Below are 20202 nucleotides of genomic sequence, written 5' to 3' on the forward strand. Positions count from 1 at the left end.
CTTTTTGATCAACATTAGCTGACTACTGATAAATAAGCAACGAACACGAAGTTTATTTTCCACCAGCTATTACTCGATACAACTTATACAAATCTGTTCGTAATTGTACTTCTATCTGTCATTGACTGATCAATTACTTCATTAGTTTGTGCAATTGAATACATTAAAAACAAACTCGATCAACTAATTACATACACAATGAAAAAAGCATTTTTAGCGATTGCAATGATATTCATGTTTTTAGCGTCATGCCAAACAAGAATATCATCGCCAGGAGAGCTATTCAAACTTTCCGACTCGAACACTTATGAGGAAATTTCAACTGACACAATGCACTTTGAGCAATCGTGGCTAATTTTCTTTACGCAACCTCTTGATCACAATGCACCTGAAAAGGGCAGTTTTCAGCAGCGCATATGGTTATCACACAAAAGCACTGATGCCCCTATGATTTGTGTTACTGAAGGTTATTCAGCAAAACGAAACTACACAACAGAATTAGCCTCATTAACAAATTCAAACCAACTTATTATTGAACACCGCTACTTTGCAGAATCATGTCCAGACAGCATTGACTGGCAATATTTAACAGTTGAGCAGGCTGCCGCAGATCATCATCGCATTATCCAGTTTTTCAAGCAACTTTACAGAGGCAAATGGGCTACTACGGGTATCAGTAAGGGAGGACAAACGGCTATTTTCCACAGGGCCTTGTACCCTAATGATGTGAACCTGAGCGTACCCTATGTCGCACCTGTTAACCTGATGCGAGAGGACCAACGTTTATTTACATTCTTCGAGGAAGTTGGGACACAAGAAGAGCGTGACAGGATACTTAACTTTCAAAAAGCAGTATTTGACAACAGAGATGAGATTATGCCGCTTTTTAAGAGCTACGCCGAACAAAAAGGGTATACTTTCAGAATGGGATATGATAAAGCCTTTGAACTGGTAGTACTTGAATACCCTTTCTCATTCTGGCAATGGGGCAGCCAGGTTGCGGATATACCAGAGCCCGATGCTTCGGTAAACGAATTGTTCAAGCACCTTAGAACAGGCAGTGATATAGGCTATGTATCTGACCAGAGTTGGAATGATATCAAACCATTTTTCTACCAGGCTTATAAGGAGCTGGGTTATTACGCCTATGTTCCCGGTGAGCTTTCACCATATATTAAGGGATTTGATAAAGACACCATTAGTAGTAGCATGTTTGCTCCGGGTGGAGATACCTTAAGATTTGTTCCGACCATGCAAACCGTCATGGAGAATCTTGAAAGGTCAAACCCTGCTATTATTGCTATAATCGGAGAAAATGATCCTTGGGGAGCAACCTCCATTGACAATCAGAACCTGAGCAACACCATGAGAGCCGTTGCGCCCGGAGGCTCCCATCTAACCCGTATAAAAACACTTCCGCAACCTCTACAGGATGAAGTGATCAAGAAGATAAGACAAATATTAAAGGAATAAAACAATAAAAGGCTTCCAGAACGGAAGCCTTTTTATTACTACGTGGTTTCTAAAATTTGGGTTAGGTAGTAATGGATATCTTTATTTATTTGTTGATACTAAATACTTCGTTAATAAATCAACTGTAGACTTACTGTTACCAACAAAAATTTTATCATCAATTATAAAAACCGGTCTCTTTAAAAAAGTATATTCTTCACTTAAAAGTTGCCTGTAATTCTCTTCGCTAAGATTCTTATCTTTCAACTTTTGTTGTCTGTACTTTTGCGATTGCTTATTAAAAATAAGCTCATAACCGCCGGTCAAACTTGCTAAAGAATCAACTTCTTTCAAACTCAGAGGCTCTGACTTGACATCTCTGACTTCAAAATCTCCAAAAAGCTTTACCTGCTTATAAATACGCTTACAGGTATTACAACTATTTAATAAATAAACTTTTCCTCTCGGCACAACTTCTTGGGTTTTCGGTTAAATCAGTATCAAAGATAACAAAGCACCTTAAAAGAGAGCCTTAATGTTCTAAGTATTAATTTACAATTTGGTAAACAACCTGTTTTTATAGATAAACGCCTGTTTTTTGTACACTACACAAAAAAGCCTTCCTAATTAGAGAAGGCTTATAAGGTACATATCTTTTTAGTAATCAGGTACCAGAACCACTACCGAATACCCAACGTATATTTAATCCAAATGAGTCAACTCCCAGGTTAGTGTCGTCAATGATCCAGAACGTCGGTCTCCAATCCATTCCGAGAACCAGAGGCACTTCATTAAATCGATACTCCAATCCGATCTCGCCGGATGCCCCTAACCAGAATTCATCACCAATTAAAGTCGATGGTCCAACACCAACATACCAGTTAAACGCTTCTTCTCCCAAAGGACGATAAAGAAAATCCCATAAAACATCCAGCCCCATGTAACCGTCCCAAAAAGCGACATTACCATGCACGCGACTAAATTGTCCAAGCGAAAAAACTCCGTCAACAGCTGCACCGCCATTTCCGTTTGAACCTCCAAAGCGCACCCCAACTTCCTGGGCATTGCTATTAAAAGTGATGCTTGCCAAAAGGGCAAAAACAAATAGTAATCTTCTCATAATTTAAATGCTTGTAGTTATTAATACATTTTAAGACCCCAACACAATGTATCCAACTTATAACTATAGTTATTATTCAATTATTTTACTTAGTTCTGTACCTGTAATGCCTCGCTACTTAATATAGTAGGTGTCTATCGATCAATTATCTGAGAATATAAGCTTAAAGTCATTTTTCATACTAATTTCAATCCAGTCTTTGTCAGCACATAACTGCTTCATCTCTTCATCATTATACTTATACTCCCGTTCTTCATCATCATGGTTAACAATCATTTGCAAGCTCACTTTGGCGTTTTTTGAATATTGTAACATGTGGTAGTCGCCTTTAGAATTGCCAATAGCCACTACAGGAACTTTCCCTATCTTATTCAGAATATTGACCGGCTTACCGGCTTCATCATTGATGGGTTGAACAAACTCATGCTGACGGGTTAATGTTGAAGCTCCCACATTCTCTTTGAAAGCTGTTAAAACTGTAGAACCAATAACATTGGTAACAGGTATACCAACCACTTCGGCACAAAAGCCGCGTGTAAACTGAGGATCTGAACCTGAAACAATATAAACGCTGTAAGCATTGTCTTTAAGCAAATCGATCATTTCCAGAACTGGCTGGTAAACCAGGTATTTGTATGACTTTCCATAACGTTCATCTTTTACCGTTTCGAAATATGTATTGACTGCTTCCTGGTATTCTTCGTTTGTAAAGCCATCGGTTGCGTAGAGCAAAACACTATATAAGCCATCGGGAGCAAAATAACCTACCTCTTTAAAGTATGACCAATCTTCTTCGGCTATGGCTTTAAAAGGCTGCTTTTCTTTTAGTTCAGGTTTTTCAGCCATTCGCATATGCATTTGACGCACAGCAAAATCAAACAGAACATAGTTGGGCTTTTCCAGCAAAATGGTTCCATCCATGTCAAAAACGGCAATTCTATCTTCAGGCGCTATAAAATCAGCACTTGTTTCATTGGTAGTTTTTTCAATAAATTCGATAATTGCACTGCGTGCCTTACCATCGTTCCATGAAGGTAAAATCTCTTTTTGCTCCTTAACCGGAACATTACAGGCTGATAATACAAGTATTAGTAACAGGCAAAAGTTCTTCATGCATCTATTTTTTTTAAATAAACAGTTTTCAAGTTAAATAGTTAAGTCTTTAAATTCAAGTAAACCTGAAAAGGAAAGATATTCCCATAATATTGACAGCGTATTATTATAAAGGAAGATAGAAAGCAGTATTTTTAACGTGACAAATAAATACTTACATTTGCATTTGTATTTAATACATTAAAACATACTATTATGGCTAGTGTCAGAGAATTAAAAAAAGACATCAACTTCCTTGCTTCGGAATTAATTACCGAAGCTTATATCAAGCAATTAGTAAAAGATGATGTTGATAATGATAAAATTGCTGAAGTAATGGTTAAGGCTATTGAATTCAGAAATGAATTAATTGCCCGTGCCAACCATCCTGATGCAAAGGACAACCCGAAGATGGTCAAGAAATTCTATCAAACACTTAGAAAGGATATGATGGAAAAATTCTTATCAATTTCTAAAGACACAAACGAGCTTTAAAGAGCCGTACTGATAAAACATTAAAACTTCCATCATTAAATGATGGAAGTTTTTTTATCCCCACATGTTGGTACGCTACTCCAGGCAAAAACTGACACCTGTCACAATCAGATACACATAACACTGTATTACTGCCACTTAAATATACGGCAGAAATATTCGACTCAACTCTTTTTCCCTACTTTTGGGGATTTCAGCAGCATATCCATTCCCGTAATTTTGTACCGTAATATTTATGAATAATCTCCCCTCACAAATTATGGGGACAAGTACAACAACGGGAAACATTAATAAAATGAAAAAAATTTTCGCTATCGCCGCTCTTATGGCGATGTTAACCAATGTTATTGCTCAAAACGATCAGGCTAATCAGCAACAACTCAACTCAGCACAACGACTACTTAACTCCAACCAGGGATTGACCATTGGTGGTTATGGTGAGGTACATTACAACCAGGCTCTTGTCGGAGACACTTACAATAATGGTAAGTTAGATGTGCACCGCGTCGTTATGTTATTCGGATACAACTTTAACGAAAAGACACAATTTGTAACCGAGCTTGAATTTGAGCACGTTAAAGAGGTATATGTTGAGCAGGCATTTATTCAGCACAAGATTTCAAATGCATTCCAGTTCCGTGGAGGTTTGATGCTTATACCAATGGGTATCGTGAACGAATATCACGAACCTAATACCTTTAACGGGGTGGAGCGTCCACTTATAGATAAATACATTGCACCAACTACTTGGCGAGAAATTGGAGCCGGTTTTACAGGTAACATCCTACCAGCTTCAATTCGTTACCAGGCCTATATAGTTGGTGGTTTCAACGGTTATGACGGATCAGCTAAGTTCAGTGGTAAAAATGGATTACGTAAGGGACGTCAAAAAGGTGCAGAAGCTTATGTCAGCTCTCCAAACTTCACAGGTAAAGTAGAATATTTTGGCATCAGAGGCCTGAACGTTGGTTTATCAGGATATTTTGGTGATTCTCAGAGCACATTATACGATGGCATTGAAAAAAGTGACAAAGAAGCTGTAGCTGCTGCCGACTCTTCAACCATTGGAATGTCAATGATCGGTCTTGATGCACGTTACACCTACGGTGGTTTACAACTGCGTGGTCAGTACTATTACACTTCTTTATCAAATACAAAACAGTACAATGAGTTTACAGGCAGTGACGTGGGAAGCTCAATGTTTGGTTACTATGTAGAAGCAGGCTATAACGTATTTAAGCACATTGATGCCATTGAAACAGACCTTATTCCATTTGTTCGATTAGAAGCATATGATACGCATAATAAAGTTGATGGTAACATTACGAAAAACGATGCGTACGATGTAAAAGCCATTACAACCGGCTTAACATGGAAAATGACACAAAATGCAGTATTGAAAGCTGATATGCAATTTGTTAAAAATGCTGCTACTGATAGTTATGCAAAAACGTTTAATGCCGGATTTGGTATCATGTTCTAAGATTATGAAGAAGTCAGTATTTACACTTGTATTTGTTTTATGCTCTTGCCTGGCATTTGGCCGGGGTGATATTAATTATGAGCACAAAGCCATTAAAAAGACCCTGGTTAAAAACTGCCAGTTAACCAACGTTCAGTTGGAAGAAATCTCTTTTTCAAAAGAGGATACGGACAGCATGCAGGGCAAATTTTTCACCCTTACAAGTGACAATGCCGACTCAGAAATTACACATATGTACATTGGTCGTGTTAACAGTTGCCGTGCAGGCGGCTGTTCACGTCCTGGTGCAACGCCTTTTGGCGAATCGGAGTACTTTGATTATATGATACTCTTTACTAAAGAGTCGAAGGTGGCACTGGTTAAAGTTTTCAATTACCAGGCAACACATGGCCATGAGGTAACAGCCAAAGGCTGGCTTAAGCAGTTTATTGGTTATGGCAGCGACGAAAACGAGCTGGAGGTTGGCCGGAATATTGACTCAATATCGGGTGCAACCATCTCTGTAAACGGAATTACTGACGATATCGGTAAAAAAACCCGTATACTGGAGGCTTACCTTTCCAAGTCGTAATAAGGACCTTACAGAACACAGGGGTAACAATATAAACAGACAGGCACTGAAAGGCGGAGCATTGCATAAAACGCTCTGACATTAAGTGCCTTTTCTGGTCAGAAGCACCAATATTTCCACTAAGGGTTAAATCTGTCTTAAAGTATGATTATATAATACTACTTAGTCTTCAAAGTTAATTTTCAGCTGCAAAGCATCAGTTTCTTTTTCAGTATTAAAGTTCGATACCGTTAGCCCTAATAATCGAATCGGACGGTTAAGGGGCGCCTCCGCCAGCAGGTCGGTACAAAGTTCATCCAGGAGCCTGTTTGAAATTAATTGCTCTGTTGTTTTAGAGCGTGTTATTTGTTCAAAATTATCAAACTTTACTTTTAATGTCAGGGTCTTACCCGCTTTGCCACTTTTGCTTAACCGTTTGGCAAGCCCTTCTTTCAGCCTGTTGATTTCCAGCTTAATTTGTTGTTCATCGATTAAATCTTTACCAAAGGTATTTTCTATACCAACTGATTTTCGTTCACGATGCGGACGTACCGGCCTTTCATCAATACCTCTTGCTATATCGTAAAAGTACTGACCGGCTTTACCAAAGTAGTGGACCATACGAGGTAAATCAAAGCGAAGCAGATCTTTGCCTTTATGAATATCGAGCAAGTGCATTTTTTCAGCAGTCTTTTTACCTACCCCAAAAAACTTTTCAATGGGCAATTGCTCTACAAATGCCTGCACATCTTTTGGCCTGATAATATACATGCCGTTGGGTTTTCGCTGATCACTGGCCACCTTCGCCAAAAACTTATTGGCACTAACACCAGCTGATGCTGTTAATTGTGTTCTCTCAAATATTTTCTGCTTTATCTCGCGTGCTACTTGTGTGGCAGAATCAATGCCTTTTTTGTTTTCTGTCACATCTAAAAATGCCTCATCAAGTGAGAGGGGTTCAACCAGGTCGGTGTATTCAAAAAATATCTCCCGAATTTGAGCTGATACTTCTTTATACACTTCGAAGCGATGCTTTTGAAATATTAGCTTGGGACAACGCCGCAAGGCCACTTTTGATGCCATAGCCGAACGAACGCCAAACTTTCGGGCTTCATAACTGGCCGCCGCAATAACTCCCCTGTCACTGCTACTACCCACAACAACAGGTTTGCCCTGCAATTCGGGGAAGTCGCGTTGTTCAACGGATGCAAAAAAAGCATCCATGTCAATATGAATTATTTTACGTAACAAAGGCTGATATCGATTGAGGCTGCAAGTTATAAAATAAGTCTTGAGTTGAGGAGTTGATTAGTTGTTAAACTGATTAATTGTCGAACTGTCGACTTGTTGTTAGGTGTAATAGTTGAACTAATAAGCTGCGGAACTTTAAATATTCGAACATCCAAACATCATAAATCATCATTAGTAAATCACCATTCATAACTCCATAAGCGCTATCTTCGCACTTGAAATGAAGAAATCTGTTGACTTAACGCAAGGACCTATTTTTAAACAGCTGGTTAAACTGGCATTGCCAATAATTGGCACCTCTTTGATGCAAATGGCGTATAACCTGACCGATATGATCTGGTTGGGACAACTGGGTAGTAACGCTGTAGCTTCGGTGGGGGGAGCTGGATTTTTCATATGGCTGGGCATGTCATTATTGCTGGTCACGCGTGTTGGAGCTGAAGTTGGAGTATCGCAGGCATTGGGCCGTAAAGAGCAGGAAACAGCTGCACGATTTGCACGCCACTCATTATTCTGGGCCGTAGTGCTTTCAATTGTCTTTGTTGCCATTACCCTGGTATTTACGCCACAACTGATAGGCATCTTCCGCTTATCAAAAGGAGTGGTCGAAAATGGTGCTATCCTTTATCTTCGTATTGTGTCCATTGGCTTTATTTTCACCTTTGTCAATCCTACTTTTCAGGGTATTTACAATGGGGTTGGTAACAGTCGCCTGCCATTTTATTATTTACTGGTAGGTTTGGGTCTTAACATGTTGCTTGATCCACTGCTGATATTTGGTTTGGGCTTTATACCTGCCATGGGAATTAAAGGAGCTGCATGGGCAACCGTGGTGGCACAATTTGTGGTATTCGGCATCTTTTTCGTTCGTTTTGTATGGAAGAAAGAAATCATCAACCCTGATTTCAGACGCTTTAAACTGAGCAAGGATATCTCTTTGAAGATATTCAAACTGGGAATGCCGGTTGCTGCAGAAAGTTCATTGTTCGCCTGCTTTGCCCTTATATTAGCCCGTATGATAACTAAATGGGGTGACATTCCGATCGCTGTTCAAAGCGTTGGTGCGCAGATTGAAGCCATTTCGTGGATGACCTCATCGGGCTTTGCGACGGCACTGGGCAGTTTTACAGGGCAAAATTTCGGCGCCGGAAACTGGGGGCGTATAAAAAAAGGATATTATACCACACTGGGAATTGGCATTTTCCTGGGTACCATCGTGACTGTTTCATTTATCTTGTTTGGAAAGGAAATATTCTCATTGTTCCTGCGTGAGCCTGAACCTTTGCAAATGGGTATTATATACCTTAAAATATTAGCAGTATCACAGGTATTTATGATCATTGAGATCATTACAAGGGGAGCCTTTAATGGTATAGGAAGAACGGTTCCTCCTTCGATCATTGGCATTGTATTTACGGGTGCCCGTGTCCCGGCAGCTATGGTCCTGTCGCTCGAAAAATACCTGGGCATGCTCGGTATCTGGTGGGCCATTAGTCTTTCAAGCGTAGTCAAAGGCATAGGATTGATGGGTTGGTATATGGCTGTACTTCATCGCTCGGGCAATGATAAACCATTAAAAAATAAGATACGATTATCGTTCTTACCCACACGCCAGCGGCAACAAATAAAAATTGAGGAAATTGAAGAATAGTAGTGAGTCGTGAGAGATTATTTATTTGATATGCTCAAGTGAAGAAGTTTAAGTTTTAGAATCTGGTAAAACATATAGTACATCAACTGCCGGCTTTCACAACCGGTTGCTAACAAGCTAAAAGTCATGCTGAAGGATAAGTCAAGAAAAGTAGAGTTAAAAGTGTCGGCCGATGGCTCGCATACTTTATTTGTACCTGAGTTGGATGAACATTACCACTCGGTTAATGGAGCACACAATGAATCAATGCATGTTTTTATTGAACCGGCCTTAAAACACTGTAAAAAACAGAAGATCAGCATTCTTGAAATAGGTTTAGGAACAGGACTCAATGCTTTTCTGACAGCAGAGAATCAGGGAAATAAAAGCATTTTTTATCATGCCCTAGAAAAATATCCTCTGGAAAGCTCGGCTGCTAACAGACTTAACTTTGCCAAAAACAAAGAAGAACAGCAACTATTTGAAAAGCTACATCAATTACCCTGGAACCAGGAGGAAGAATTACAATCGGGCATGACGCTTCTAAAGGACGAAAATGACCTGACCAGTCTTACATTTTTACGCAAATACGACCTGGTTTATTTTGATGCCTTTGCCCCTGAGGTTCAACCGGAGATGTGGCGTGAAAGTATTTTCAGAAAAATTTATGAGTCAATGAATACTGATGGCATTTTAACTACCTACTGTGCTAAAGGAGTTGTTCGTCGAACCATGCAGGCTGTAGGATTTACAGTAGAACGACTGCCCGGTCCTAAAGGGAAACGTGAAATGTTGCGTGCCATTAAAAAGAACACAACAGCTTAGCCGTATAACACTTCATCATAAAGGTGTATATGCTGTAATGAACAGCTACGCATTAAGGTATCCTGTTACATGATAACACGTAAGTACTAAGCCTGCATAAGCTTTTACTATGCGTTAATATACATTTCAATTGTACTTTCGATACGCGCCTGGAGTTTTGATACCTAATCGGGTGTCCAGTTTGTTCGGATTGTTGATAACTCCTCTATGTTTTCAGCAAAGTGTTTTGTTATGACCTGGGAAGCAACGAGCATATTAATGTTACTGTATTTGTAATTTCTTTTAGTTGTTGACATTGGATACACATTTGAATTAATAATTCCTGTACTGCAACAGTTTAATTTCTAATGCACGACGAAGAAAATTTAAAAGGGCGTGACAAAAGGGTAAAAAAAAAAAAATGATTTATCAGTGTCAATAATTAAACCTGCTTATGATCATTGTCAGCCTATATTATTATTTGTATTTTCAGCTCTCAAACAATCACTATCAACTCAAAACAAGACAAAATGACTAAGTTATTTATGCCTTTATTGGCTTTGATCTTTTTGGTGAGCTGTCAGGAACAGGCGCCTAAATACACCAGTTCCATTGACAATATTCAACAAAAAGTTGAGGAATTTATTCCTGTAAAATTAACAACTGACCTATCTGTATTAACAGAAAAAGAAAAGCAGATGCTTCCTATCTTATTTGAAACAGCTCAAATAATGGAAGACCTGTACTGGAAGCAGGCATGGGGTAAGCGTGATGAATTACTGAACAATACCGATAACGAGTATTTAAAGAAGTTTATCAAGATCAATTACGGTCCCTGGGAACGTTTGAACGATAATCAATCGTTTGTAGCCGGTATCGGAGAAAAGCCAAAAGGAGCACAATTCTACCCTAGCGATATGACCAAGGAGGAATTTGAAGCCTTTGATCACCCTAAGAAATCAGACCTATACACTATTGTTAAGCGATCTGAAGATAGCTCTTTAGAGGTACTGCCTTACAGCGAAGCGTTTAAGGCTGAGCTGACAAAAGCTTCCGAACTGCTTATGAAGGCAGCTGCACTTGCTGAAGACGAAGGTCTTAAAACCTACCTGACGTTACGTGCTGAAGCATTGATGAGCAATGATTACCTGGCAAGTGACATGGCCTGGATGGACATGAAAACCAACACCATTGATTTTGTTGTTGGTCCAATTGAAACTTATGAAGATGCTTTGTATGGAAGCAAAGCTGCCTTTGAATCATTTATTTTGATTAAAGACAAAGAGTGGTCGGACAAACTGGCTCACTTTGCTGCTTTGTTGCCACAACTGCAGGAGTCATTACCTGTACCTGCTGAATACAAAAAAGAAGTTCCGGGAACAGACAGTGACTTAGGAGCATATGATGCATTATACTATGCGGGCGACTGTAACGCCGGTAGTAAAACCATTGCCATTAACCTGCCTAATGATCCACAGGTACATATTGAAAAAGGCAGTCGTAAACTGCAATTGAAAAACTCAATGCGTGCTAAATTTGATAATATACTTATACCGATCAGTAAAGTGGTCATTACTCCTGAGCAACAAAAGCACGTGAAGTTCGACGCTTTCTTTGAAAATACCATGTTCCACGAAGTAGCACACGGTTTGGGTATTAAAATGACCTTAGATGGTAACCAAAGTGTTCGTGAAGCCATGAAAGAAACAGCTTCATCGATCGAGGAAGCAAAAGCTGACATTCTTGGTTTATATATGGTGAAGCAACTGGCTGAGATGGGCGAGTTAAGCAATAAAGACCTGATGGATAACTATGTAACTTTTATGGCTGGTATTTTCCGCTCTGTTCGATTTGGTGCGGCGAGTGCACATGGTAAAGCTAACATGATGCGCTTTAACTATTTCCAGGAAAAAGCAGCTTTCACCTACGACAAAGAAACTGGTTTTTATACTGTTGACTTTGATAAGATGACTGAGGCTATGAATAATTTATCGGCTGAGATCCTGATCATGCAAGGTGATGGCAACTATGAAAAAGCTCAAAAGATGCTTGCTGAAATGGGAACTATCCGCCCTGCATTACAAGCCGATCTGGAAAGAATTGCTAAAGCTGGTATTCCTCGTGATATTGTATTTGAGCAGGGACCTGCGGTAATTGGTATGTAATTACGATACTATCCGACAAACTAAAACAAAAAGGCGATCGCTACAGTAGCGATCGCCTTTTTGTTTCCAACACTATATCCCGACCCATTTGTTTAAGTCGTATTATATTCATCCCATCTCTTTGGGAGATCATTTTATTATCAGCTGTTCATCCAGCGATCCAGCTTATGCCAGCCGCCTGCATTATGCACCTCATCAACACCATTTGATAGTAACTTTCCTTTAGCTGAGGCACTTCGCATGCCCGATGCACAACATACCACAATAGGAGCATTTAGCTTTTTCAGCTTTTTAATGGCCGATTCATTTAATCGCTCTAATGGAATATTGACCGAACCATTAACGTTACCATATTTAAACTCCTGTGGCGAACGCACATCAACAATTCTGGCACCGCGTTCAAGGGCGTTTAAAACTTCTTCTTTTCTCTTTCCGAATAAAAAATCAAATATACCCATACTATTTTGCAGGTTTAATCTATGTTTTTACTAATTACCTGAATATGATATAAAATATCGACATCAGGTTATTGATCGTTTGAATGTGTACTTACATATGAGCCATCATGGCAGCTATACCCCCACCATTTGTTACATTGGTATATCCTCGCTGTTGCAAAATTTGCATGGCATATGCAGAACGCGCTCCTGAAGCACAGTACACGATTATTTCCCTGTTGGTATTTGAACCAAAGTCGGCTTTGCCAGCTGTTATATCATCTAGTGGAATATTAACAGCATCAGGAAAGGCCCCGGTCATAAACTCACCCGGCGTGCGCACATCGACTACCAAACGGCTCATCTCGTCCTGTGACACATTTTGATTACTTTCGACTTCAGTAAGCTCCTCTTTTCCATCAATACTTTTATGCTCAACCGGCAATAAGCTTACTTCAATATTCTTAAATCCAACCGCCATGGCATGACGTTGAAGCGAGGTATGTCCTCCAGAAATATTATAAACTTCATCAAAGCCTGCTCCTTTTAAGGTACGTAATGCCTGATGGCCTTTTTTACCGTTTTCATCATAAACGACAACAGGCACCCCTTTTGGAATAGCTTCAAGGTGTTGCGGTAACATTTCCAGTGGCAGGTGATGTGCTCCTCTCAAATTGCTCTTTTGATAAGCAAATACATCACGCACATCCAGGACAACAAGGCGTTTTCCAATGACAAACTCATCTAATTCAGAGGCTAATAAAGAAGGACTGAATCCTGATAGTTTATTTTCAGCAGCATAGGCAGCCATATTCATGGCATCATTGGCAGTACCGATTGGTGGAGAATAAGCAAAATCCATATCCGCAATTTCCTCAATCTTGATCTTAGCGGCAGCGGCTGTTGCCAATATATCCAGGCGTTTATCAGCACCTTTGTAACCAGCAGTCTGACCACCCAGCACAACACCAGTCTGACGATCGTATACGACCATTACACTCACTGTTTCAGCACCGGGATAATAGGATGTATGATGCTCTTTATGTACCACAACTGCATCTGCATCGATTCCTGCGGCTTTAGCTTGCTTCAGCGACATGCCTGTGATACCGGCTACCGCTTCAAAAACCCTTACTACCGATGTTCCGATGGAACCTTTGTATGCGTGCTCACCTCCCAAAGCATTTTCAGCTGCAATACGCCCCTGACGGTTGGCTGGACCCGCCAATGGAATACGAACTTTTTTACCACTCACGCGGTGTTCGATCTCTACCATATCACCTGCTGCATATATATCGGCATCTGAAGTTTGCAGATATTCATCAACCAATAAGCCACCTGCTTTTCCGATTTCAAGCCCTGCATCAATGGCTAACTGCAATGTGGGACGTACACCTATAGATAAAAGTACCAAGTCAGCATCAAGCGTTTCACCCGAATCCAACTCCACAGAACGATCATTAATTTTCTCCACTCCTTTTTCAGTGTGAACACCAACACCATAAGCATGTAATTCACGGGTAATGAAACCAGCTGTTTCAGCATCCATTAAAGACATAACATGTGGCATTTTCTCCACTACATGAACGTTCAGTCCTCTCTTGACCAAAGCCTCAACCATCTCAAGACCGATGAAACCACCTCCGACAACAACTGCTGTTTTTGGATCATTATTTTTAAGATGTGCATCGATCTTATCCATATCATCCAGGGTCCACAGGCTGTAAACATGATCCTGATCTGCACCTGGTAAATCAGGCTGAACAGGACGACCGCCCTGAGCCAGAATCAGCTTGGTATACTCGTATTGTTTGCTGCTGCCATTTTGCATATCCTTTGTATATACCACATGTGCCGTTTTATCAATAGACGTTACAAGGGTATTAACAAACACGTCAACATCATATTGCTCTTTAAAGCTTTGAGGACTTTGGAGAATCAACTTAGAGCGACTCTCAATATCGCCTGCTATATAATAAGGTAATCCACAGTTGGCAAAGGAAACATCAGGTCCTGCTTCAAGCATTGTTATTTGCGCGTCTGGTGAAATCCGTCTTGCTTTTGCAGCTGCAGTTGCTCCTGCAGCAACCCCTCCGATGATCACAATCTTTTCCATATTCATATATTTTTGCTTGTTTTTTATTCTTCGTTAAATTCGGAGACAAAACTAATGCCACAAAAAATACTGTTTTGTGCCTTTGGTCACATAAGGGAATATTATAAGATTTCTGATTCGACTTCACGGTTTGAGACACCGCTTATCCGGCAATTAATTTTATATGGAACAATGAATATATAAGACCTATTCAGTAACCTAAAGGAAGAACAGGCAATATCGAATCAGGAAGCCGGAACAAGGAATTCTATAGGTCTACCAACTCGATCTTATTGCGAGACAAGCTTATTTTGCCAAGTTTTTCAAGTTGTTTGAGCAAGCGCGAAATAACTTCACGCGATGTGTGCAGATCGTCGGCTATTTCCTGGTGAGTCCCAAGTAAGGTATTTGTATTGCGTTCTTCAGATAGTTGAATGAGGTAATCGATCAGACGTTCATCCATCTTTTTAAAGGCGATACTATCAATGGTATGCAGTAATTCCTCAAAGCGCAGGCGGTACGATTGCATGATAAAGCTTCGCCATCCGGCATACTTTTTCATCCAGTCTTCCATACATCGAATGGGCACCATAATAGCGGTAACTGTTTCAATAACCGTTGCACGCACTTCGCTGCGGGCTCGTTCCATACAGCACGATAAGGTTGAAGCACACGTATCACCCCCATTAAGGTAGTAAAGCAATATTTCGTTTCCATCTGTATCTTCACGAACCACTTTGATAACACCTTCGATCAAGAGAGGCATAGCCACAACATCATCACCTATTTCAATAAAATTGTTGCCTGCTTTAAGTGTTTTACTTGTGCAATAGCGCTCCATCTCTGTCAATAAAGACTGTTCAATCAGTATGGGAAACTTCTTCTTAATAATCTCTTTAATATCCATTGTAAGGGTTTTGCTCTTAGAAATTGTACGACATTCTGAAACTAAAGTAGTGACCTTCTTTTGTATATGAGTAGTAAGGCTGCATGACTACCAATTCCAGTATATCCATCCACATGCCGACAGTCTGGCTATGGTGCCAGGTATCAGAATCTTCACCATCGAGCCAAACACGACCGACATCAAAACCTCCCAATACACCTATATCCATTGGCAAATAACGATTATCCCAGTCTATCAATTGCAATCTCAGATCCAGATTTTCGTAAAAGACCTTATCTCCGCGGAATCGGTTATTGCGGAATCCTCTCAGGTTAGTTCTGTTTCCAAGGTTGGGGTACTGATAAAACTGAGCCTCACCACTAATTGACTGGTAACCGATATTATTAGCTAAAACCAATTGCGGATGATTGGTAATTGTTAAGTAGGATTGCATATTCGTACCGAAGGTCCATAAGGTATTTGTATTGGTGACATCATCCTGGTAACTTAAGGATGCATTAAAGCGGATACCATTGGCTGGCTTAGATTCCCGGTCCACAAAATTGATACTGTAATCAAGTTTAAGCCCGACAAAACTATGTCTTTCCAGTTCTTCATCAGTAAAACCAAGCTCAGGATCCTGCCCTACGCGTCCTTCTGTATCTTCGAGCCTAACTGATTCAAAGGTAGGTCCAAATTTAAAGCCTGTATATGAATTACGGCTTTTGAAACTGATAAGTGGTTCAATCCTGTAGGCTCGTTTTCGCACCCAGTTGTATTGCTTTTCCAAATCATAGTTAACTGACTCGTTGCCATACCCAAAAAAGTTTTCAATGCTTGGATAATCAATACTCAAAGAGGGATAAAAGTCAACATTCTTCATCAGATTAGGAAAATGGCCTTCATACATTACGATGAAGGCATCCTGACTTCCAGGCGCAACAAGTGCTGCTACCATTTGCTTCGATTTATAAGGTTCCTGACGCCATCCATGCCTTGTCCATGTATTTGTCAAACCCAGCCAAACGCCATCGTCAAGGGTATATCCTCCCCTGAGGAGAGGCATATTCGTGTTGTATTTAAATCCGTAGCGATCATACTCATTAATATCAACATCATCTGAGGTTTTATTCTTGATATTATCACCTACCAACTCAATGCCCTCAATGGTATCGTAGGCATAAATAGCCTTTGTTGCCGATTGATTGATAACTTTATCATCGTCTTCACCGCCAATTATTCGAACTTTGATCGCCCTGTTGGAAGAGCCATCAATGATAAATTCATCTTCACCACGAAGGCCGTACAAACGCACTTCCCTGGTTTCATCGGGATGAAAAGTTCGTGAATACTTTAAGAGGTCACCCTTTGATTTTCGCTTCACATAGTATTTTACATTCAGTTGACCATCCTCATACCGTGTGATCTCAAAACGATCATCGTTATCAGTAGCTGATACCTCAACTTCGGCGCTGATAAAATCATAAAGCTTACGACTGATTTTAAGCATATTTCCCCTTCGCTCTTTCAGTAATGCTATCACTTCCTTGTTTTGCTCCCGTACTTCAGGAGGCAGGGCCAGTAAGGCAGAGTCAATCACCTTATCTGTCATATTGGCCTGCAGTTCTTTGGTTATCTGCTCCCACCCACTCCATTCAAGGTCATTAAGAAAATATCGATCAAAATACCGCGCATTAAATGACAAGTTTTTCACATCGCGCACATCCCCTTTCATGGTTTTAAATTTCTTCAATAAAAAGGTAGCTACATACACAGGGATTACTCCTTCAAACTTATAAAACACCTGGTCACGGTCACGTGGAATTGGTCGATAGAAGGTATGGTCATCGTCCTTAAAACTTGCCCAGCGCCATTGATCGTCGTGCCTGTCCCAATCATGAATAAATAAATCGAAGAGTCGGGATTTAAGTACCCATTCCTGATCAACAAAGTGTGTTTTCTTTTCACGGAGATTCTCCAACAGATCAGTATAACCAATTATTTTCTCCGAATTACCAAAGTAATCAGCATTACTCCAGTCGCCCGACGGTCGCTGCTCAAGCAGATACACTTCTTCAGGGAAAAAAGCATTGTAATTGCCCAAGCCTCTCTGATGCTTTAAATAAACCAACTCAGGCTGTGTTGAATAAACACCGGCGGCATTTGATAATGACGGAATCATTAGTGCCCCATACGGGTGACTTGCCGAATTCTGATCCTTCATGATATTCAAAGCTCTCAGATCTGCAAATTTAGAGTCGACCAACCTGGTATAATCCTTGTTAATTGATCGCAAAATGTATTGCTGACCATCAGCCTTTTCCATGCGTAAAGAGTTGGATGACATGCCTCCACCTTTCTTAATTGGTGTTAATCCTCCATGCTTTGTTTCCAAATCTATAAGCGGTACATTCACTTCTGTGGCCCACATGCTACGGTATTGCTCACCGAGGAAAAATTTCATTGTTTTACTTCCTTCAAAAACCTTGTTGGCAGCCACAAGTGTATCAGCACCTGCTAAAGGAGGATATTGAATTTCAGCCTTTTCACTACCCGCTTTAGGCTCCCGCATTTGCTGTCGGTACTCCAATACAGGTTGAGCGTTAAAATCACTTACTGTATAATATTCAATCCAGGCCTCAGAGTTTTTGTAAAAATCTATTTTAACAAAGCCGCGAGCCTCACGAGCAAAGTCAGCTTCACCACCTGCAGCGGCATAGGTTACTTTACTTCCCGACCCACTGATGACCTGCTTTATTTCATCATCATCAAAATACTGCAGGTTATGCTCATGTCCAGATGCAAAGGTGACATTAACATCCCATTTTACAGCGGCATAGGTTAAGCCTTCAACCAAATCCTGATACAAGTGGTGGCTCAAATCCTGTATTGATCCGGTGGACTGCCTGTATATCGGATAAACAGAGCCAATGACCGGAAGAGGAATCCACAAACTAGTATTCAAGTCATGCAAAGGAAAAAGGTGATGTTTAAAATTAAAGTATCCACCATGTGTTCCATTACTTTGAAGCGGGTGATGCAGGAAAACAACAATTTCATCATTCTTATAATTCATAAAGATCTCTTCCATTCGCACCAGTAGGTCGCCACGTGTTTTAATGTCACATCCTCTGTTCATCTTCTTCTCGATCTCCCAGTCTTGCAACCACCACTGCGAATCTACAAAAACATATACCAGGTCTTTATCTACTTTCACCACCTTAGGATCACCACAGCCATCACCCGGATAAAACTTCACTTTCTTATTAGTCAGGCTATCACCAAAGGTTTCCACATACTTTTCCTGTCTGTTAATACGCTTTAAACCACCTTTCTTTCCTTTTTTCCAATCGTGGTTTCCGGCAATAAAGTAAGTATTTCCATTGGCCGCTTCTGCCAGTTTAAGTTGAGAATTAAGTATCATTTCACTCAATGCTCTTTCCTCTTTCTTTTTTGACGGTAAACCCAGGGGATAAATATTATCACCTAGAAATACCACATCGGTTGGAGATTGTGTCAGCTGAAGTTGATTATGAACAGCCGATAAGACAAAATTCCGGCCGCTAGTCTCATTATCAAGCTGCCCGGCATCACCTATCAAAAAAAGCGAACGAATTGGTTCTGTCGTATTCTTTCGTTCGTAGTTCTGCCAATCTTTTTCATCAGCACTGTAATAGGGAACATTAACGGTTGAACATCCTATAAACAGGATACTAAGTATATAAACCAGGTATTTTTTCATTATTTGAGATAATTAAACTTGAGCAACTTTCCATTACCACCTTTACCTTCAGAAGAAATATAAAGGTTATTAACAGTATCAAAACAAATTCCTTCGGGTTGAGGCATTGCAGCTGTATCCAGAAAAACAAGATATTCAATATTTTGTTGCTGATTCACTACTAATAACAAACTCCCCCGGGCTGATAAGATATAATAGTTGCGACTAACGGGATGGATAGCTATGCCAGATGGAGAGAAGCGTTTCAATCGCCATTTTTGCTGGGCATCCATATGAAGTTCTTCACCCAGTTTAATCAGATCATCAATATCTATCTCAATGACAGGCTCTTTTCTTAACTTTTCGTTTTCTATCGAATAGCTGTACACAGCTTTTTTACTCCGCTTTTCATTTAATGGCACCCCTTTACATGCAATAAGCAGGCTTTTTGTGATTTCGTCATAACACAAGCCTTCGGCATCACTTTTAGACTTTAATGGTGTTTCAATCTCTTTTGTTTTCTCCTTTGATGCATTGTAACGAAAAAGCTTACCATTGCTTTTTAAAACATATATATGTTTACCTACTTCCGCGATTCCCTCGTAATCGCCGTTTTTATAAAAATCATATAACTTTTCTCCTCCCCCATTCTTTTCTTCAGCCTTGTAAATATTACCTTTTTCATCATTGATAGCAATCAGCATATCTTTATCCTCAACATAATCAAGTCCTGATATTTCCTGCAGTGAACTATTAAGTTCCCACTTGTTAACCGGATTGGGAAAATCGTATGGAACACTGGCAGATTTGTCTACTTTAACAACCTGACTTCCAATCCCGGTACATGAGCATATTAAAAAGAGTACTGGCAATAACCGGCTTCGAGTTTTCATCTTTAATGTTTCTTCGTTGTTGACAAAAGAAAGATAAGAAATCATTTAATAAAATATAAACAATCCTGAAACCGCAAAAAAGATGTACAGACCGGGTTCTGACATTCAAATCGTACTCAACTTAAAAT

The 20202-nt window shown here is 40.0% G+C and carries 17 protein-coding genes; 7 read left to right on the top strand and 10 right to left on the bottom strand.

The genetic code is table 11. The features are described 5' to 3' along the window. The first annotated feature begins 198 nt into the window (after positions 1-198). Complete coding sequence (locus ACRD69_RS12530) at positions 199-1473, top strand: S28 family serine protease (protein ID WP_430815438.1); 1275 nt, start codon at positions 199-201, stop codon at positions 1471-1473. Between the two features lie 81 nt (positions 1474-1554). Here ACRD69_RS12530 and ACRD69_RS12535 read toward each other — a convergent pair whose 3' ends face one another. The 3 genes from ACRD69_RS12535 to ACRD69_RS12545 all read right to left on the bottom strand — a co-directional run bounded on the left by ACRD69_RS12535 (position 1555) and on the right by ACRD69_RS12545 (position 3685). Beyond that, complete coding sequence (locus ACRD69_RS12535) at positions 1555-1923, bottom strand: arsenate reductase family protein (protein ID WP_430815439.1); 369 nt, start codon at positions 1921-1923, stop codon at positions 1555-1557. Between the two features lie 193 nt (positions 1924-2116). Beyond that, entirely contained in the window at positions 2117-2572 is a 456-nt protein-coding gene (locus ACRD69_RS12540) for a hypothetical protein (protein ID WP_430815440.1), read from the bottom strand. A gap of 141 nt (positions 2573-2713) precedes the next feature. Beyond that, positions 2714-3685 carry an HAD family hydrolase gene (locus ACRD69_RS12545; protein WP_430815441.1) on the bottom strand — a complete coding sequence of 324 codons (972 nt, stop codon included), beginning with the start codon at positions 3683-3685 and terminating at the stop codon, positions 2714-2716. A gap of 195 nt (positions 3686-3880) precedes the next feature. Here ACRD69_RS12545 and ACRD69_RS12550 point away from each other — a divergent pair, with 195 nt between their 5' ends. From ACRD69_RS12550 to ACRD69_RS12560, 3 genes are all read left to right on the top strand, one after another. Further along, positions 3881-4159, top strand: a complete 279-nt coding sequence (locus ACRD69_RS12550; protein WP_430815442.1) for a hypothetical protein — start codon at positions 3881-3883, stop codon at positions 4157-4159. Positions 4160-4454: 295 nt separating this feature from the next. Further along, positions 4455-5642 carry a hypothetical protein gene (locus ACRD69_RS12555; protein ID WP_430815443.1) on the top strand — a complete coding sequence of 396 codons (1188 nt, stop codon included), beginning with the start codon at positions 4455-4457 and terminating at the stop codon, positions 5640-5642. Between the two features lie 4 nt (positions 5643-5646). After that, on the top strand, positions 5647-6213 hold the full coding sequence (locus tag ACRD69_RS12560; protein WP_430815444.1) for an FMN-binding protein: 567 nt from the start codon (positions 5647-5649) through the stop codon (positions 6211-6213). Between the two features lie 162 nt (positions 6214-6375). On the opposite strand, the gene dinB is transcribed toward ACRD69_RS12560, so the two are convergent. Further along, a complete protein-coding gene (gene dinB, locus ACRD69_RS12565; protein ID WP_430815445.1) occupies positions 6376-7443 on the bottom strand; it encodes a DNA polymerase IV in 1068 nt (355 codons plus the stop codon). Positions 7444-7663: 220 nt separating this feature from the next. On the opposite strand from dinB, the gene ACRD69_RS12570 reads away from it, so the two are divergent. Continuing rightward, positions 7664-9094, top strand: a complete 1431-nt coding sequence (locus tag ACRD69_RS12570) for an MATE family efflux transporter (RefSeq protein WP_430815446.1) — start codon at positions 7664-7666, stop codon at positions 9092-9094. Between the two features lie 126 nt (positions 9095-9220). Further along, entirely contained in the window at positions 9221-9898 is a 678-nt protein-coding gene (mnmC2, locus tag ACRD69_RS12575) for a tRNA (5-methylaminomethyl-2-thiouridine)(34)-methyltransferase MnmC2 (protein ID WP_430815447.1), read from the top strand. Between the two features lie 164 nt (positions 9899-10062). Here the strand turns inward: mnmC2 and ACRD69_RS12580 are convergent, their stop codons facing one another. Continuing rightward, positions 10063-10194: a hypothetical protein gene (locus tag ACRD69_RS12580; protein WP_430815448.1), complete on the bottom strand. Its 132-nt coding sequence runs from the start codon at positions 10192-10194 to the stop codon at positions 10063-10065. A 213-nt stretch (positions 10195-10407) separates the two neighbouring features. On the opposite strand from ACRD69_RS12580, the gene ACRD69_RS12585 reads away from it, so the two are divergent. After that, positions 10408-12042, top strand: coding sequence for a dipeptidyl-peptidase 3 family protein (locus tag ACRD69_RS12585; RefSeq protein ID WP_430815449.1), 1635 nt, complete (start codon positions 10408-10410; stop codon positions 12040-12042). A gap of 140 nt (positions 12043-12182) precedes the next feature. Here ACRD69_RS12585 and ACRD69_RS12590 read toward each other — a convergent pair whose 3' ends face one another. The 5 genes from ACRD69_RS12590 to ACRD69_RS12610 form a co-directional block, all read right to left on the bottom strand. After that, positions 12183-12500 carry a rhodanese-like domain-containing protein gene (locus ACRD69_RS12590; RefSeq protein WP_430815450.1) on the bottom strand — a complete coding sequence of 106 codons (318 nt, stop codon included), beginning with the start codon at positions 12498-12500 and terminating at the stop codon, positions 12183-12185. 91 nt (positions 12501-12591) lie between these two features. Then, positions 12592-14595: an FAD-dependent oxidoreductase gene (locus tag ACRD69_RS12595; protein WP_430815451.1), complete on the bottom strand. Its 2004-nt coding sequence runs from the start codon at positions 14593-14595 to the stop codon at positions 12592-12594. 247 nt (positions 14596-14842) lie between these two features. Further along, a complete protein-coding gene (locus tag ACRD69_RS12600) occupies positions 14843-15481 on the bottom strand; it encodes a Crp/Fnr family transcriptional regulator (RefSeq protein WP_430815452.1) in 639 nt (212 codons plus the stop codon). A 16-nt stretch (positions 15482-15497) separates the two neighbouring features. Further along, the gene (locus ACRD69_RS12605) at positions 15498-19202 is read right to left on the bottom strand and encodes a metallophosphoesterase (protein ID WP_430815453.1); all 3705 of its coding nucleotides are present in this window, start codon (positions 19200-19202) and stop codon (positions 15498-15500) included. Next, positions 19202-20074, bottom strand: a complete 873-nt coding sequence (locus ACRD69_RS12610; protein WP_430815454.1) for an SdiA-regulated domain-containing protein — start codon at positions 20072-20074, stop codon at positions 19202-19204. Before ACRD69_RS12610 ends, ACRD69_RS12605 begins: the two co-directional genes overlap by 1 nt. Positions 20075-20202 lie beyond the last annotated feature (128 nt).

Origin of the sequence: Carboxylicivirga agarovorans (assembly GCF_050589845.1) — a bacterium.
GTDB lineage: Bacteria > Bacteroidota > Bacteroidia > Bacteroidales > Marinilabiliaceae > Carboxylicivirga > Carboxylicivirga agarovorans.

Bases quoted from the DNA above. Each gene is read 5' to 3' on its own strand.
- ACRD69_RS12530 (WP_430815438.1), top strand. From the start codon at position 199: ATGAAAAAAGCATTTTTAGCGATTGCAATGATATTCATGTTTTTAGCG.
- ACRD69_RS12540 (WP_430815440.1), bottom strand. From the start codon at position 2,572: ATGAGAAGATTACTATTTGTTTTTGCCCTTTTGGCAAGCATCACTTTT.
- ACRD69_RS12545 (WP_430815441.1), bottom strand. From the start codon at position 3,685: ATGAAGAACTTTTGCCTGTTACTAATACTTGTATTATCAGCCTGTAAT.
- ACRD69_RS12550 (WP_430815442.1), top strand. From the start codon at position 3,881: ATGGCTAGTGTCAGAGAATTAAAAAAAGACATCAACTTCCTTGCTTCG.
- ACRD69_RS12555 (WP_430815443.1), top strand. From the start codon at position 4,455: ATGAAAAAAATTTTCGCTATCGCCGCTCTTATGGCGATGTTAACCAAT.
- ACRD69_RS12560 (WP_430815444.1), top strand. From the start codon at position 5,647: ATGAAGAAGTCAGTATTTACACTTGTATTTGTTTTATGCTCTTGCCTG.
- ACRD69_RS12570 (WP_430815446.1), top strand. From the start codon at position 7,664: ATGAAGAAATCTGTTGACTTAACGCAAGGACCTATTTTTAAACAGCTG.
- mnmC2 (WP_430815447.1), top strand. From the start codon at position 9,221: ATGCTGAAGGATAAGTCAAGAAAAGTAGAGTTAAAAGTGTCGGCCGAT.
- ACRD69_RS12580 (WP_430815448.1), bottom strand. From the start codon at position 10,194: ATGTCAACAACTAAAAGAAATTACAAATACAGTAACATTAATATGCTC.
- ACRD69_RS12585 (WP_430815449.1), top strand. From the start codon at position 10,408: ATGACTAAGTTATTTATGCCTTTATTGGCTTTGATCTTTTTGGTGAGC.
- ACRD69_RS12590 (WP_430815450.1), bottom strand. From the start codon at position 12,500: ATGGGTATATTTGATTTTTTATTCGGAAAGAGAAAAGAAGAAGTTTTA.
- ACRD69_RS12595 (WP_430815451.1), bottom strand. From the start codon at position 14,595: ATGGAAAAGATTGTGATCATCGGAGGGGTTGCTGCAGGAGCAACTGCA.
- ACRD69_RS12600 (WP_430815452.1), bottom strand. From the start codon at position 15,481: ATGGATATTAAAGAGATTATTAAGAAGAAGTTTCCCATACTGATTGAA.
- ACRD69_RS12605 (WP_430815453.1), bottom strand. From the start codon at position 19,202: ATGAAAAAATACCTGGTTTATATACTTAGTATCCTGTTTATAGGATGT.
- ACRD69_RS12610 (WP_430815454.1), bottom strand. From the start codon at position 20,074: ATGAAAACTCGAAGCCGGTTATTGCCAGTACTCTTTTTAATATGCTCA.